A 16,355-nucleotide genomic window follows, 5' to 3' on the forward strand; every position below is an offset into this window, starting at 1 on the left:
TAGTTCCGCGCCAGTAGCCGTCAGGAATAGCGACGCCCTTTCAAAGGCTTCGCTCCGTCTTGGCCTGTCTGCAGTGCATTGCCTTCCGTAGCGTCATGAAAGAACGCCGGACGTCGGTGCGAAGGGCAGTGAGTACCGTTTGTGGAGGCGTAACTTCTTGCAAGTCATTACCATCGTGCAGACCAAGGGCGGCTCGGGCAAGACGACGACCGCTATGCTTCTCGCATCTGCAGCACTTAATCTCGGGCGCCGAGTCACCCTGATCGATGGCGACGTGAATGCCCAACTCGGCCGCTGGCGTGACAGTTTCGAACTGGCCGCCTGGGAGGGCGCGCAAAAGCCCGACTGGCCGGAGAGTCTCGCGATCCTTTCACCGCCCGAGAGCGTGGAAGGGCTTCTGTCGCTCCTCGAAGCTGAGGAAGCGCGCGGCGTCGATCTCGTCGTGATCGACACGCGACCGGGCACCCATACCGACACTGAGGACTTCTGCCTGATCTCCGATCTGGTGCTGATCCCAGCCCGCCCCGTCTACGCCGAATGGGAAATGACCCATCGCGCCGTCCTCTGGATGGACGACCTCCGCGCCTCGATTGCCGATGGCGAGCGGTTCCCGGCGGTCCGGGTCCTCGTAATGGACGCGGGGCCGAAGATCATCGACGCCGCAACCCGGGAAGGGGGAATGGCGCAACTGCCAAAGCGCGACCAGGACGTGCTGCAAGAGATCCTGCGTCTCGATCATCTCGACGTGATCATCCCGCATTCGAGGATCCTCGAACAACTGGGTTACCACGGTCCCCTTGGGCCAGCGGCCCGCGCCAACGCCAAAGCACCCGGCGGTCGCCTGTTGGCAGATGCCATCACACGCCAGCTTGAAGTTGCGGAACTTGTCCTGACCGGGATCGACGAGGTGATCCCTGCATGAGCCGTTTCCGTCTTCCTGCACGTGTCGCACCCTCCCCGGCGGCGGAAGAACCGGGCCTGCAGAACTCCGCCGCACGTCTGCGATCGTCGCGCGAGGTACAATCGCGCATTCTTGCCGAACGGCGCGCACCGGAGAAGGGCGGGACTGACGAGAGCGTCGGGACCCAACTTTCAAGCATGCCGACGGTGCACTTTGCCGAGCCGGAGTTTGCCGGGAAGAGGGAAGGGGAGCGTCATCAGCCGCAGTCCTCTGCTTCCCCGGCCGAGTTTGCGGGCAGCGGGTTAGCGAAGCCCCGGAAAGAGAAGTTGGTGGTCCTCTTTCGGCTGCCGCTGGCAACCGAGAAGCAGCTTGAGCAGATCCCTGGCGCGGGCGACGTGACCCCAGCCTACATGCTGCGCGCCTTTGCCAAGGAAGCCCGCGCCGAACTGCGGCGGCTCTTGGCGGAAGATGATCTTGCGCCGCATGTCGATGAGGCGAGGCGAATCTTCGACATGGCGGCAAATGACATGGCGGTCGGTGAAGCGATGACCGTCTACGCGCAAGGCTCAGCAATCCGGGCCATGCATGCAGCCCTTGGTGACCCCTGGCAAATCGAGCCACGAGCCACGATCGTTGGTGCCTTCCTCGCCGCTATCGCGTCGCGGCTCATCGAGGCGCGACGCGTCAGGTAGACCTCACCCATGCAACAAAAATCGATGAGCTGCCTGCGGTTACTCGCAGGCAAGATCGGGCAGCGGCGCTGTCTCGAAGGTCAGGCTGTCGGCGCTCGTGACCAGGGCGAATTCACCGCCGGTGCGGAAGGTCGCGACCATCTTCGCCCAGTCCGCGGCGTCAGCCGTCGCTTGGGCAGAGATGCCGTTCTTGACCGGCAGGCGTGCTTGTTCGCCCGACTTTGCGAGAACGACGACCATGTCCGGTGCGGCGTCTTTGAGAAAGCGAACCACGAGAGCGCCGTTGGGCGTTGGTCCGAAAACGCGATCCGGATCGCAGACAAGTCGCACCTCGCCCGCCTCGCTGGTGAGCGCGAAGATCGGCAGGCCACGTTCGACACCTATCGTCCAGGCGTCGAGCGCGTGGACGGGAACAGTCATCGCCGCAAACGTGGAAACAGCCAGAACGGGGGACAGAACATGCATCGACAGGAGAGCCTTTCGTGGTTCGCGTGGCGACAGCAAAGCACCACTTCTGATGTCGTTAGATATGTTCTGACGGAGTTCATGTCCATGACCGCTAGCCGTCAGCGGATGACAGGAGGCCGGTATGGAAGAGGTCGCTAGAAGCAGCTCCAAAAGCCCGACCATCGATCGTCGCCTGTGGCGGATCGACCGCGGAGACCGGGAACTCGTTGCAGAACGGCACCGCACCGTGAATGGCCGGTTCAGGACCGTGTGGCTGGTCCCGGAAGAAACCTTGCGTGGCGTCCTCTGGGTCGAGGTTGTCGAGGAAACACCGGGCGATCCGTCACCATGACCCATCAGCTTTCTGAATCGGAGCGCCCGGATCGATTCAGAAATGCAATTGGACTTGGAGAGCGGCAAGGCGGAGTCTCTTGGGGGGGGAGGATCGCCATGGCTCTGGCACATCTGCACCGCATCGACCCGGAGGCCAACATGGCGCGGTTCTATTGCATCGATGTTGCGGCGACGCTGTTCGGAGACGTCTCCGTCGTGCGGACCTGGGGCCGGATCGGAACGAACGGACGGACAAAACTCGAGACGTGCGCCACCGTGGAAGAAGCGGAGAGGGCCGCGTCCCAAACCCTTCGACAGAAGATGCGGCGGGGTTATCTGCCTGCCGCCCAAATGCTGCCGCCAGACCTTATGGTGTGAGATCTGTCAGGCCTTGCGCTGAAGCGTGCCTTCCAACTCGGCACCGGCCTCGATGGCGATCCGCTCATGGGTGACGTCGGCCTGCACGACCGCACTCGGAGCGAGCTGAACGTTTCGCGCTGAGACCGTGCCGGAAACCGACCCAAGCACGACGAGGTCGTGGGCGAGGACGGAACCTTCGACACGGCCTGAACCAGCCACGGTGATCTCCGGCGCCCGCAGTGAGCCAACGACGTTGCCCTGGACCTCGATCGGTCCACTGGAGGTGGCATCGCCTTCGACGACAAGGTCCTGCGCGAAAACGCTGCGGCGGGCGTTTGCGCCGACCGGATCCGGCCAACGGTCGAGGTCGCCATTTGGGGTCTTCATCTTGGTGCCGCCTCAGCTCAACTTTGTGCCGCACAACTGGACCAGAAGCGAAACGAAAGGGCAACGCGCGGCGCTGTGATCAGCGAAGAAGTGCAGTAGCCGTCGGCGCTGCACAACACGTCCGACCAGGGTTGTCGCCGTCGTCCCTCGTGAGCTATAGATTCTGCGTCTATCGCTCATCCGAGACCTTCAGACGGTTGGTTGGTGTGGTCCACTGTTGGAACGATGACAATGAACGGCTAGGGTATTCCGGTGAACTTCCGGCGGAGGTCGTCATGATGAAACACGAAGAGCGTGATAGCTTGACCGGTATCGCCTTCAACTTCAGGCATGAGCATGTCGAAGGCGAGATGCAGCGGCGCCTCGCTTTTCCCTTTGATGCCTGGGAACCCATCGGCAGGGGAGAGGCCATAACAACCAGAGCGCGGGCTCATCTTGCCCGCGTTGCCGGATTCGGCAACGGAGACATGGCCTGATACGTTCGGGTCGAACCCACTGGCCCGCGACGTTGTCGTCTCAGCTGTCCAGATCCCATGCGTGACTGTTGGTCCGACTGCTAATGGGTGTAATTGGGTTCCAAATTGGGTTGCAGGAAATGGGTGTTATTGGGTATGAGATTGGATATGATCCAGACCCATACGCTCCGCATCACCCCGACCTTTCTCTCGATCATCGCCGAGATCGACGAGTTCAAAGGCGCATGGCGCGCACTCGGAAGTCTCGCCCCCGAGCGTCTGTCCGCCTTACGCCGTGTCGCCACCATCGAGAGCATCGGCTCTTCGACACGCATCGAGGGAAGCCGGCTCTCCGATCAGGAGGTTCAGCGTCTGCTCTCCAATCTCGACATCCAGACCTTCTCGACCCGGGACGAAGAGGAGGTCGCTGGCTACGCTCAGGTCATGGACACAGTCTTCGCCTCGTGGCGCGACATCGATGTGACCGAGAACCATATCCGCCAGTTACACCGGGACCTCCTGCGGCACAGCAGCAAAGACCAGCGACATAGGGGGGCCTGGAAGACCGCGCCAAACTCGATCGCAGCTTTCGACGAGGCAGGGCGGCAACTTGGCGTGGTGTTTGAGACCGCCAGCCCCTTTGACACGCCGGGCCGCATTGCTGAACTGATCGACTGGTACAACGCCGCCACCCAGGACCATGATCTGCATCCGCTTCTACTGATCGGAATCTTCGTCGTGGTATTTCTCGAAATCCATCCGTTCCAGGACGGCAACGGCCGTCTCAGCCGGATCCTGACCACCTTGCTGCTTTTGCGCTCAGGCTATGCCTATGTCCCGTACTCATCCCTCGAAAGCGTGATCGAGCAAAGCAAAGAGGCCTATTACCTGGCACTTCGGCAGACCCAGGGGACGATCAGGTCCGACACTCCGGACTGGGGTCCCTGGCTCGGCTTCTTCCTGTCTGCACTACAGCGCCAGATGCTTCGATTGCGCGCGAAAGTTGAGCGTGAACGGCTGTTGATGGGCAGCCTGCCGGAAGTTTCCGCGCAGCTTCTCGACCTCGTGCGCGATCATGGTCGCCTGACAATCGGCGACGCCGAGCGCCTGACCGGCCAGAATCGCAACACGCTGAAGCAGCACTTCCGCACACTTGTCGCGGATGGCCACCTAAGCCTGAACGGGGCCGGGAGGGGGGCCTGGTATTCACTCCGATAATTCTGATTATGTAATGCATAACAGCGCTATGGGCCGAGGCCGTGTGAAAACTCCGACCGTTGGGCCATTCTAGCCGAAAACTGGAGATAACTGCACTCTCTCGTCGCGCTGTACGGGTTTCTGGTCGTTTTGCGGAAGCGATTTCGACGAGAGTGACGATGGCCCCGAGTTTCCACACAGCCTCGGCCGGTTCCCTTGAAGGCGTTGCACATCGCGGATGTCACAGTAGGGTGTTGAGGCTCTGGCCTTGCATCATAGGGGGAACTCTTGCGGATTGTCGATAACACCACGACCCTTTTGGGCGATGACATGAAGCGAGAGCTAGCAGGGGCTTCGAAGTGCCGTATCGCGGCTGCGTGTTTTTCAATTTATGCCTTTGATGCCCTGAAATCTGAGCTGGGCAGGCTGAAAGAATTCGAGTTCATCTTTACCTCGCCGACCTTCGTCCCAAACGGCGCGGTCGATCGCATCAAGAAAGAACGACGCGAGTTTTTTATTCCACTTGCGCGTCCGGAAGGGGCTCTATCCGGTAGTGAATTCGAGATCCAGCTCCGCAACAAGATGACCCAGCGCGCCGTCGCACGTGAGTGTGCCGAGTGGATCCGTAAAAAAGCGCGGTTCAAATCGAACGCGACCGCCGCGCCCATGCAGCAATTCGCCCATATTCAAAAGTCAGGAACCGAGACAGCCTATATGCCCCTGTCGGGCTTCACCGCTGTTGATCTTGGGTATCAGCGTGGAGACGCGGTTTCCAGTTACACACAGGTGATGGATGAACCGCAGTTTGCGCAGACCTACCTGAATCTTTTCGATCAGATCTGGCACGATCAGGAGAAGCTCCGCGATGTGACGGCAGAGGTGCTGGAGCATATCGAGTCTGTCTATCAGGAAAATCCAGCCGAACGTGTGTACTTCCTGATCCTCTATAACCTGTTCAGTGATTTCCTGAGCGAGATCGACGAGGATGTCCTGCCCAAGGACAAAACGGGTTATCTTGAAAGTCTCGTCTGGCAAAAGCTCTTCAATTACCAGCGTGACGCTGCCGTCGGGGTGATCAACAAGCTTGAGACCTACAACGGCTGCATCCTTGCGGATTCGGTTGGCTTGGGGAAGACGTTCACAGCCTTGGCGGTGATCAAATACTATGAGTTGCGCAACAAGGATGTGCTGGTTCTTTGTCCCAAAAAGCTGGCGGACAACTGGCGCAACTATAACGCCAATCTGACAACCAACATCTTTGCCAAGGATCGCTTCCGCTACGACGTGTTGTGCCACACCGACCTGTCGCGCACATCCGGCGAGTCCTTCGGCATGCGCCTGGACCGGGTGAACTGGGGAAACTACGATCTTGTGGTAATCGATGAATCCCACAACTTCCGAAACAATGACGTCTACAAGGACCGCGAGACCCGGTATCAGCGCCTGATGAACAAGGTCATCAAGGCTGGGGTGAAAACCAAGGTCCTGATGCTCTCGGCCACCCCCGTAAACAATCGGTTCACCGATCTGCGCAACCAGCTGGCCCTTGCGTATGAGGGGCACTCTGACGCACTGAGCAAGAACCTCAAGACCAAGACGAGTGTTGAGGAAATCTTCCGTCGTGCGCAGACCGCGTTCAACGCATGGTCCAACCTACCGCCCGAAAAACGTACCCCAGCGGCAATCCTGCGATCATTGGATTTCGACTTCTTCGAGCTCCTCGATGCGGTCACAATCGCGCGCTCGCGCAAGCATATCGAAACCTTCTATGACACAGCCGATATCGGGAAATTCCCGGCTCGACTAAAGCCCCTGTCACACCATCTACCGATCACCCAGCGGCCAGATGTCATAGGCTTCAACGAGATCTTTTCGCGGCTAAATGATCTGAAAATGGCCGTCTATGCGCCGGTCAATTACATCCAGCCCAGTCGGTTGAAGAAGTATGAAGACCTCTACGACACCAAGACCGAGGGCGGCAAGGGCACGCTGAAACAGGCGGACCGTGAGAAAAGCCTTCAGGCACTGATGACCACCAACCTGCTCAAGCGGCTGGAAAGCTCTGTCCATGCCTTCCGGATGACACTCGGTGCCTTGTCCGGGAACATCGGGCGCACACTCGATGCGATTGCGCGGTTCGAAGCCTCGGGCGGGGCGGCGACGGTCGAAGATCTGGATATCGACCTCGAGGCCATCGCGGATGAGGACGAGGATTTCGCTGATTTCTCTGTCGGCAAGAAGATCAAGATTGACCTCGCCGACATGGACATCACGGCCTGGAAGCAGGAACTGTCGGTCGACAAGATCATCATCGACGGCCTGATCGGCGAGATGGAACGCGTCACCCCTGGCGACGATGCGAAACTGCAGCATTTGATCGCAGAAATCGCGGGCAAGATGGCCAGCCCGCTGAACCCCGGCAACCGAAAGGTAATCGTCTTCACTGCCTATGCAGACACTGCGAACTACCTCTTCGACCAACTCGCCCCGCATTTCGCAAAAGCGCAGAACGTCCACACCGGTATCGTCACCGGCTCCGGCAACCCCAAGACGACACTCAAGAAATTTTACGACTTCCAGTCCGTCCTGACCCTCTTTTCTCCCCGCGCCAAGGAGAAGGACAAGATCATGCCGGATGATCCCGCCGTGCTGGACATCTTGATCGGGACCGACTGCATATCCGAAGGCCAGAACCTCCAGGACTGTGACTACCTGATCAACTACGACATTCACTGGAACCCCGTCCGCATCGTCCAGCGCTTTGGCCGGATCGACCGGATCGGCTCGCCCAACACCCAGATCCAGCTGTCCAACTACTGGCCCGACATCAGCCTTGATGAATACATCAACCTCAAGGAGCGGGTCGAAAACCGCATGCACATCGTCGATATGGCGGGCACCGGCGAGGATAACGTTCTGACCGCCAAGAGCAGCGACGTGGCCTATCGCAAGGATCAGCTTCAGCGCCTCCAGAACGATGTCATCGAACTTGAAGACGTCAAGACCGGCATTTCCATCACCGACCTTGGCCTCAACGATTTCCGGATGGACCTCCTCAATTACTTGAAAACCCATGAAGACCTGCCGCGCATGCCCCACGGCCTGCACACCGTCATCCCGTCCGACCCGGCACGCGGCCTGCACGCGGGCGTCATCTTTGCGCTCCGCAACATCCATGACAGCGTGAACATCAACCAGATGAACCGCCTGCACCCCTATTACCTGATCTACATCAGCCAGAACGGCCAGATCATCGCCGACCAGACTCAGGTCAAACGCCTGCTCGATCTGGTGCGCTCTGGGTGCAAGGGGGTCACGCAGCCCATCCGCGACCTCTGCTCCGCCTTCAACGCGGAGACGCAGGACGGGCGCAGGATGGACACATATTCAACCCTGCTGAACGACGCCATCCGCTCGATGATCGAGGTGAAGGAGGAGCGCGACCTCGACAGCCTGTTCTCGGGCGGGCACACCACGGCGCTGACACAGACCATCGCGGGGCTGCAGGATTTCGAGCTTATCGCCTTCATCGTGGTCCGCGACCCATGACACTGTACCACTACCCGCCTCAGACGGCACTCAAGCGCGTCATCCCCAAGACCCGCATCTATGACGGAGCTGGCGCCAGCACCGCCCTGCGCGACCGTTTCACGCGCGAGGTGGAACAGATCCTTTGGGCACACAAACTTGCCCCCGAAACCCTGAACCTGCCCGCGACCAAGGCCGTACCGGAAATTCAAGTCATCCACCTGACGCCCAAGGGCGACAGCATCCATGACGATGTCCTGCGCGCGATCGACAGGGCCATTCCCTTTCCGCTGATCTTCGAGATCTACCACGGCGCGCAGGTGGAGCCAGCCGCCGCCTACAAACGCCCGTCGGAGGCCGAGGCCGGCAAATGGGTGATCCACGAACCCTTGCGCGCGCCCCTTACCACCAGCCGCGCGCCCTTGCCTGTCGCGGTGAACATGAGGGCGCTTTACGACGGTATGCTGGCCCCCTTCATCCCCGTGACGGCTCAGGCGGGCGAGGATGTGGAAACCCGCCTTGCACGCGCAGCCGCAATCAGGGCAAAAGAGAAAGAAATCAACGCCCTGCAAACCAAGATGCAGCGCGAGACACAGTTCAACATCAAACTGACCCTGCACGGCCAACTGGCCAAGGCACAGGCAGAATTCGAGTACTTGAAAAACGGGGGCGCGGGATGACCGACGACATCGAGAAACTGAAGATGCACAGCCCCGACCTGACGGCGCAGAATGTGGACCGCATCGCAGCCCTGTTCCCCGGTTGCGTGACCGAGGCCAAGGGGCCAGACGGCACACTGCGCCGGATGATCGATTTCGACCAGCTGCGGCAGGAACTGTCGGATAGCATCGTGGATGGACCGCAAGAGCGGTATCATCTGGACTGGCCAGGCAAGCGGCAGGCGCTGATCACGGCCAATGCGCCGATTGCGAAGACCCTGCGGCCCGTGCGGGCGGACTCGGTTGAGTTTGACACCACCGGAAACCTCTTCATCGAAGGCGATAACCTTGAAGCGCTGAAACTGCTGCAAGAAACGTATTTGGGCCAAGTCAAGATGATCTATATCGACCCGCCCTATAACACGGGGAATGACTTTGTTTATGACGATGACTTTGCCGAAAACACAACAGAGTTTTTGGCCAAATCAAATCAGATAGATGAAGCAGGAAATCGGCTGGTAGCGAATACGCTATCGAATGGGCGGTTTCACTCGGATTGGTTGTCGATGATGTATGCACGGCTTAGAGCATCCAAAAACTTGCTGGTTGAGGGTGGGATCATCCTAATGAGTTGCGATGACATAGAGATCCATAATCTACGCATAATTTCTGATGAGATCTTTGGTGCATCTAGCTTTATCGCACAATTTGTCTGGAAAGCCAGACAGTTCACAGATGCTCGCTCAAAGTCAAATGTATCTACGGATCATGAGTATATTCTAGCTTATTCGAAGTCTGGCGAAACATCTCTTCGTGGAGTGAAACGCGACGAATCCAAGTTCAGGAATCCAGACAACGATCCTCGCGGCCCGTGGATGAGCAGAAGTATTCTTGGGTTAGCAACGGAAGCACAACGACCAAATCTTCATTATGATCTGATCGAACCAGAAACGGGCAGAGCTTTTCCAGCCAGCCCAGGTTCAGGATGGCGCTATTCCAAAGACAGAATGAAGCAGTTGATCGAAGAAGGTTGCATAATCTTTCCTTCTAAGGATGATGGGCGTCCGCGAGAGAAGAAATTCCGATCCGACATGGTATCGGAGCTCATTTCATTTAGATCAGTCATTGATGACGTTTTTACGGCTGATGGCACAAAAGATGTCCGCGAACTTTTCGATGCTGATGTGTTTCCGTTTCCGAAACCAGTAGCTCTGATAGAGAGACTTGTTGAGCAGGTTGCGGATGAAGATAACGATCTAGTTCTAGATTATTTTGCAGGCTCCGGCACAACTTCACACGCCGTGATGCGTCTCAGTGCTCTAGACGGCGTGAACAGGAAGTTCATTTCTGTGCAATTACCAGAGAGCATCAAGGCGGATTCGTCTGCCGGGAAGCTTGGTTTCACCAACATCTGTGACGTTACCAAAGAACGCATTCGCCGCGCAGGGACGAAAATCCTCGAAGGGGAGTGTCACCCCGACTGGAACCGCGATGTGGGTTTTCGCGTGCTGAAAATCGACAGCTCGAACATGGCAGATGTCTACTACACCCCCGACGCCACAACGCAGGCTGACCTGCTGTTGCGCGTAGACAACATCAAACAGGGCCGCACGGCCGAAGACCTGCTGTTCCAGGTGCTGCTCGACTGGGGCGTTGACCTGACCCTGCCGATCTCGCGGGAGACAGTGGAGGGCAAGACCGTCTTCACCGTCGCGGGCACCGCCCTAATCGCCTGTTTCGACAACGGCGTGGACGAGGCGTTGGTCAAAACACTCGCCACCCGCAAACCCCTGCGCGTGGTGTTTAAGGACACGGGCTTCAAGGATGACGCGACCAAGATCAACGTGAAGCAGATCTTCAAATCCCTTTCGCCCGACACCGACGTCAAGGCGATCTGATGGACCCAGCCGCGTTGCGCCAGAAACTGACAGACCTGATCGCCACCTGGGAAAACGAGGTGGTCGAGTTCAAGGAGGCGTCTAATTCCTATCCCACGTCCGATATCGGGAAGTATTTCTCTGCCTTGTCCAACGAAGCCAACCTGAAGGGTGCTGATGCAGGGTGGCTTGTGTTCGGGGTGAGAAACAAAAGCAGGACAGTCGTAGGGTCGGATTATCGTGTCGCGCCGGAGCATCTACAAAGCTTGAAGCAGCAGATCGCCGAAGGGGCGGACCCCACGACGACGTTCCGAAATATCTACGAGATCACAGTGGACGGTCACCGCGTGGTGTTGATGGAAATCCCACCTGCCCCGCGTGGTATTCCGATTGCATGGCAAGGCCATTACTTCGCCCGCGCAGGTGAAAGTCTCTCTCCATTGGGACTGGCCAAGCAGGACGAAATTCGCGCACAGACGCTGGATAGCGATTGGAGCGCACAGGTCGTGGACGGGGCCACGCTGGACGATCTGGACCCGCAGGCGGTGGAGCGCGCGCGTCGTGACTTTGCGCTGAAACATCAGAACAGGATCGACGCAGAGGAGGTTCGCGGCTGGCCGGTGGCGACCCTTCTGGATCGGGCCAAGGTCACTCAGCGTGGACAGGTGACGCGCACCGCGCTTCTGCTATTGGGCCGTGCGGAGAGCGCGTATCTGCTGTCTCCACACCCCGCCCAGATCACATGGAAGCTGGTCGGGCAGGAAACGGCCTATGAACATTTCGGGCCACCGTTCCTGCTGTCGACCTCGCAGCTGTATCAACGCATCCGCAACATCCAGCTGCGGCTGCTGCCCGATGACGAGCTGTTGCCGCATGAAGTGTCAAAATACGATCAGAAGGTGGTGCTGGAAGCGCTGCACAACTGCATCGCCCATCAGGATTACCGCCAGAACCAGCGGATCATCGTGACCGAGCGGCCGGATCGCTTGGTCTTCGAGAACGCGGGGCATTTCTACGAAGGTGCGCCCGAAGATTACGTGCGCGGCGACAAGACACCGAGGGGCTATCGGAACCCCTACCTGGTGCAGGCCATGGTCGAGCTGAACATGATCGATCAGATGGGTTACGGCATCCAGCGCATGTATGAGATGCAGCGCAGGCGCTACCTCCCGATGCCGGACTATGAAGTGGCAGGGGATGCGGTCGTGATGACCCTGTATGGCGGGGTGGTCGATCCGGCCTACACTCGCGTGCTGATGGAGCATGGCGGTCTGAAGCTGGCAGATGTGCTGGCCCTGGACCGGGTGCAAAAGGGGCTAGAGGTGCCGGACGAGGCGGTCCGGGTGTTAAAGCGCAAGGGACTGATCGAAGGGCGCAAGCCGCGGTATCGGGTGTCATCGACCGTCGCTGCAGCCTCGGGCAAGAAGGCGGCCTACATCAAAACCAGGGCGTTCGATGACCAGCACTATGCCGACATGCTGGTGCAGTATTTAAGAGAGTTCGGCACCGCCTCACGAAAGGACGTCGATGACCTGTTGTGGGACAAGTTGAGCGATGCCTTGGATGAGGCTCAGAAAGCCAACAAAATTGGCAATCTTCTCAGCGGCTTGCGGCGGAAGGGTGTAATTCTCAACGCCGGTTCGAAGCCTGCCCCGGCCTGGAAGCTGAGCGAATGAAACGGGAACATCGTACGAAAGAAACTACGCAAGAAGCGCTCGATTTAAGAAAGCGACAGCCATGAAGATCAAGTTCAAGTCGCAACCCTATCAGGCGCAGGCGGTCGATGCTGTGGTCGATTGCTTCGACGGCCAGCCCAGGCAAGATGTGCTGCGCTATACCATCGACCCCGGCACCGGCCCCCAGGCGCGGATGGAGATCGCAGGCTTCGGCAATGCGGAGCTGCTGCAGAGCCTGGATCTGCTTGGCAATATCCACAAGGTGCAACGCCGCGCGCTGCTACCGCTGTCCGAAGGCCTGACCTCCTACGTGGACGACAAGGGAAAAGCCAAGCCGCGCAGCTATAACCCCGGCGCGCGGGTGAACTTGGACGTCGAGATGGAGACGGGCACGGGCAAGACCTATGTCTACCTGCGCACCATGTTCGAGCTGCACAAGCGGTATGGCTGGTCGAAGTTCATCATCATGGTGCCTAGCGTCGCCATCCGCGAAGGCGTGGCCAAGTCGATCCAGATGACGGCTGAGCATTTCCAGCAAGAATACGGGAAAAAGCTGCGAGCGTTTGTGTACAACTCCAAGCGGCTGCATGAGCTGGAAAGCTTTTCCTCGGACGCGGGCATCAATGTGATGGTGATCAACGTCCAGGCCTTTGCGGCCACTGGGGCGGATAACCGGCGGATTTACGATGAGCTGGACGATTTCCAGTCCCGACGCCCGATCGACGTGATCGCCAAAAACCGCCCGATCCTGATCTTGGACGAGCCGCAAAAGATGGAAGGGCCCGCGACACAGGAAAGCCTACCCAAGTTCAACCCGCTGTTCATCCTGCGCTATTCGGCGACGCACAAGACCGTGCATCACAAAGTGCATCGCCTGGACGCGGTGGATGCGTTTAACCAGAAACTGGTCAAGAAAATCCGCGTGCGGGGGGTGGAAACCAAGGGGCTGAGCGGGACGAACCCCTATCTTTTCCTGCACAGGGTCGATGTGACATCAGCCGCCCCCGTGGCCTTTGTCGACCTGGAAGTGAAGATGGACAGCGGGATCAAACGCATGACCCGCAAGCTGGAACAGGGACGCAACCTTTTCGATCTGTCCAAGGGGCTGGAGGTATATCGCGGCTTCGTGGTGGCCAACATCGATGCCCGCGATGACACGGTGCATTTCACGAATGGCGACGTCCTGCGTGCGGGCGAGGCCTCGGGCGATGTGACCGAGAAGGATATCCGCCGAATACAGATCCGCGAGACGATTTCGGCGCATCTGGAGCGGGAGCAAGTGCTGTTCGCGCGTGGGGTCAAGGTACTGTCGCTGTTCTTCATCGACGAGGTGGTGAAGTATCGCGATTACGATGCGCCCGATGAACAAGGCGAGTATGCCCGGATGTTCGAAGAGGAATATGCGCAGGCGGTCGAGGCGCTGCTGGGCGAGTTGCCGCTGGAGAACGTTGAATACCGAAAATACCTCGACGCGATCGAGGTGGGAAAAACCCATCGCGGCTACTTTTCGATCGACAAGAAGGGACGGATGACCGACCCCAAGGCTGCGGCACGGGGTGAGATGGCAGGCCAATCCACTGAGCCTAGCGACTACGACCTGATCCTGAAACACAAAGAGCTGCTGTTGTCGTTTGAGGAACCCACGCGGTTCATCTTTTCGCACTCCGCCCTGCGCGAAGGCTGGGACAACCCCAATGTCTTCGTGATGTGCATGCTCAAGCACAATGAAAGCCAGAGCACAATTTCCCGCCGCCAAGAGGTGGGGCGCGGGTTGCGCATCGCCGTGAACCGGAATGGCGAACGGATGGACCACCCTGTGACGGTACACGATATCAACGTTCTGACGGTGGTGGCGTCCGAGAGCTACAAGGGCTTTGTCGCTGCCCTGCAGAAAGAGATCGTCGAGAACCTTTCGACCCGTCCAAGGCAGGCGGACGCCGAATATTTCGCCGGCAAGTCGCTGAAGACGGAGGATCAAGAGCTGGTGCTTGACAAGGCTCTGGCTAAGAAGCTGGAACGTTTCCTGATCAAAAACGACTTTGTGGATGAGGATGGCCACATCACTGCGGTCTATCACGAAGCCCGCAAGGCCGATGCAATCGATGTCCTACCTGAAGAGCTGGAACCGCATCGTGAGGCTGTGTTGGCCCTGATCGACACGGTGTTTAACGGGCGCGCGGTAGAAGATATGTTCAGCGACGGGCGCAAACCGAAAAAGAACCCCCTGAACGACAATTTCCACCGGAAAGAGTTTCAAGAACTCTGGCGCCGGATCAACCGCAAGGCCGTCTACCAGGTCGAATTTGAAAGCGCCGCATTGGTCCGAAGCTGCATCGACCGGCTGGAGCGCGACCTGAGGGTGACGCCACTGCAGTATCTGGTGACCGAAGGGGCGTTGGAAGACGCTGTGACAGATGACCGCCTGCGCGCGGGTGAGGCCTTCGTCCAAGGCAAGGTTCGGACCGAGACCGGCAAGAGCGCCCATTCTCAGGTGTCCTATGATGTCATCGGGGCGATCGCCGAAAACACAGACCTGACCCGCAAAACCGTGGGTGACATCCTAACCGGCATTCAGGCCGCCAAGTTTGGGGAGTTCGCAAAAAATCCTGAGCAGTTCATCGCCGATGCCTCGCACCTGATCCAAGAACAAAAGGCCATTGCAGTCATTGAGCGGCTGACCTACGACGCCACGGAAGACAGATATGATGCAGAACTGTTCACCGCTGGCGAGACAGGCAATGACTTCAAGAAGGCGACCGACAAGCTCAAGAACCACGTTTACGACTTTGCGATCGTTGACTCAAAGGTTGAGCGAGACTTCGTCCGTGATCTCGACACCAGCACCGAGGTGGTCGTCTATTCCAAGCTGCCCCGGGGCTTCCTCATCCCCACACCGGTTGGCGATTACAACCCAGACTGGGCGATTGCTTTCCGTGAAGGGGGCGTGAGGCACCTCTACTTTGTGGCTGAAACCAAGTCTGATCAACCGTCGATGAAAATGCGGGAGTTGGAGCAGACCAAGATCAAGTGTGCACGGAAGTTCTTTGATGAAATCGGCCGGAGGATTAACGAGGATCGTGTGAAATATGGTGTCGTCACCAGCTACGCTGACTTGATAGCTTTAGTCAGAGAAGTGGCTTGAGACGGGTATGCATGCGAAGACACCAAGTGCTACTGCATGAACTCAAGTGATAGTTGTCGAGCGGTTTGTTCTGACTGATAGCGCCAGATACTCGCATCGAATTCACGTCGAGAGATGGATAACAAGTCCGCCGCAAAACCAAACACTTCGCGGAGATAATCGTAGCTGTCGTCCTCCAATCCCGCGAGCTCAGCAAAGCCCCGGATGTGGCGATCTACAGCGATGCAATCCACACCCACCAGGCAGGCCATGTAATCAACGGTTTTTGGGCCGACACCTCTAACTTGCCGGATATCCATCCGAAAGCTCTTGTCCCGTAGCGCTCTGCTCAACTCGGATGTGCTGTCAATTTCCGCCTCGGCCATGAAGCCGACCAGATTGTCAAAGCGTGACACCTTCTCCCGATGCTCCCATTGTAGGAACTTTGGGCTTCCCTCTTGCTCGATCACCCCAATCAAGATGTTCATGGTTGTGGCGTGCGGGAAGGTTCTAAGAATAGTGGCAATGCGGGGCTTCACAACTTTCGCGTAGTTCAGCCCAGCTTGTAGGACCGAGTCAGCAAGTACCGCGCCTATGTGCTGGTAGACGGGTCTGCAAGAGACGTGCGATCCCAGAACACCGGTCCGAACAGCATGGTCGGCAACGCGCCGGGCGGCATGCAGAGCGTCTGAATTGTTCAGGCTTTGCGCCACTTCTATTCT

At 58.3% G+C, this 16,355-nt stretch carries 14 protein-coding genes; 11 read left to right on the forward strand and 3 right to left on the reverse strand.

Features of this window, described 5'->3' with window-relative positions:
- Positions 1-157 precede the first annotated feature (157 nt).
- Together LX70_RS16595 and LX70_RS16600 are read left to right on the forward strand one after the other, a co-directional pair.
- Positions 158-922 (forward strand): ParA family protein, encoded by a 765-nt coding sequence (locus tag LX70_RS16595; protein ID WP_170076239.1) that lies wholly within the window; start codon positions 158-160, stop codon positions 920-922.
- Positions 919-1,593 carry a hypothetical protein gene (locus LX70_RS16600; RefSeq protein WP_146111636.1) on the forward strand — a complete coding sequence of 225 codons (675 nt, stop codon included), beginning with the start codon at positions 919-921 and terminating at the stop codon, positions 1,591-1,593. Before LX70_RS16595 ends, LX70_RS16600 begins: the two co-directional genes overlap by 4 nt.
- A 39-nt stretch (positions 1,594-1,632) precedes the next feature.
- Here the strand turns inward: LX70_RS16600 and LX70_RS16605 are convergent, their stop codons facing one another.
- Positions 1,633-2,058 (reverse strand): hypothetical protein, encoded by a 426-nt coding sequence (locus tag LX70_RS16605; protein WP_105515931.1) that lies wholly within the window; start codon positions 2,056-2,058, stop codon positions 1,633-1,635.
- 124 nt (positions 2,059-2,182) lie between these two features.
- Between LX70_RS16605 and LX70_RS20530 the strand changes: the two genes are divergently transcribed.
- Together LX70_RS20530 and LX70_RS16610 are read left to right on the forward strand one after the other, a co-directional pair.
- Complete coding sequence (locus LX70_RS20530) at positions 2,183-2,392, forward strand: hypothetical protein (RefSeq protein ID WP_136906011.1); 210 nt, start codon at positions 2,183-2,185, stop codon at positions 2,390-2,392.
- Positions 2,393-2,490: 98 nt separating this feature from the next.
- Complete coding sequence (locus LX70_RS16610; protein WP_105515932.1) at positions 2,491-2,751, forward strand: WGR domain-containing protein; 261 nt, start codon at positions 2,491-2,493, stop codon at positions 2,749-2,751.
- A gap of 6 nt (positions 2,752-2,757) precedes the next feature.
- Here the strand turns inward: LX70_RS16610 and LX70_RS16615 are convergent, their stop codons facing one another.
- Positions 2,758-3,120: a bactofilin family protein gene (locus tag LX70_RS16615; protein WP_105515933.1), complete on the reverse strand. Its 363-nt coding sequence runs from the start codon at positions 3,118-3,120 to the stop codon at positions 2,758-2,760.
- Between the two features lie 275 nt (positions 3,121-3,395).
- Between LX70_RS16615 and LX70_RS16620 the strand changes: the two genes are divergently transcribed.
- The 7 genes from LX70_RS16620 (at position 3,396) to LX70_RS16650 (ending at position 15,654) form a co-directional block, all read left to right on the forward strand.
- Entirely contained in the window at positions 3,396-3,596 is a 201-nt protein-coding gene (locus tag LX70_RS16620) for a hypothetical protein (protein ID WP_105515934.1), read from the forward strand.
- A 147-nt stretch (positions 3,597-3,743) separates the two neighbouring features.
- Complete coding sequence (locus LX70_RS16625) at positions 3,744-4,793, forward strand: Fic family protein (protein ID WP_105516005.1); 1,050 nt, start codon at positions 3,744-3,746, stop codon at positions 4,791-4,793.
- Between the two features lie 267 nt (positions 4,794-5,060).
- The gene (locus LX70_RS16630; protein WP_105515935.1) at positions 5,061-8,321 is read left to right on the forward strand and encodes a helicase-related protein; all 3,261 of its coding nucleotides are present in this window, start codon (positions 5,061-5,063) and stop codon (positions 8,319-8,321) included.
- Positions 8,318-8,980: a DUF4391 domain-containing protein gene (locus tag LX70_RS16635; protein ID WP_105515936.1), complete on the forward strand. Its 663-nt coding sequence runs from the start codon at positions 8,318-8,320 to the stop codon at positions 8,978-8,980. The genes LX70_RS16630 and LX70_RS16635 overlap by 4 nt, the downstream gene beginning before the upstream one ends.
- Positions 8,977-10,857 carry a site-specific DNA-methyltransferase gene (locus tag LX70_RS16640; RefSeq protein ID WP_211301745.1) on the forward strand — a complete coding sequence of 627 codons (1,881 nt, stop codon included), beginning with the start codon at positions 8,977-8,979 and terminating at the stop codon, positions 10,855-10,857. The genes LX70_RS16635 and LX70_RS16640 overlap by 4 nt, the downstream gene beginning before the upstream one ends.
- Positions 10,857-12,512, forward strand: a complete 1,656-nt coding sequence (locus LX70_RS16645) for an RNA-binding domain-containing protein (protein ID WP_105515937.1) — start codon at positions 10,857-10,859, stop codon at positions 12,510-12,512. Before LX70_RS16640 ends, LX70_RS16645 begins: the two co-directional genes overlap by 1 nt.
- A gap of 61 nt (positions 12,513-12,573) precedes the next feature.
- On the forward strand, positions 12,574-15,654 hold the full coding sequence (locus tag LX70_RS16650) for a type III restriction-modification system endonuclease (RefSeq protein WP_105515938.1): 3,081 nt from the start codon (positions 12,574-12,576) through the stop codon (positions 15,652-15,654).
- Between the two features lie 29 nt (positions 15,655-15,683).
- Here the strand turns inward: LX70_RS16650 and LX70_RS16655 are convergent, their stop codons facing one another.
- The gene (locus LX70_RS16655) at positions 15,684-16,346 is read right to left on the reverse strand and encodes an HhH-GDP family DNA glycosylase (protein ID WP_211301746.1); all 663 of its coding nucleotides are present in this window, start codon (positions 16,344-16,346) and stop codon (positions 15,684-15,686) included.
- Between the last annotated feature and the right edge of the window lie 9 nt (positions 16,347-16,355).

The organism is Albidovulum denitrificans, assembly GCF_002973535.1.
Lineage (GTDB): Bacteria > Pseudomonadota > Alphaproteobacteria > Rhodobacterales > Rhodobacteraceae > Albidovulum > Albidovulum denitrificans.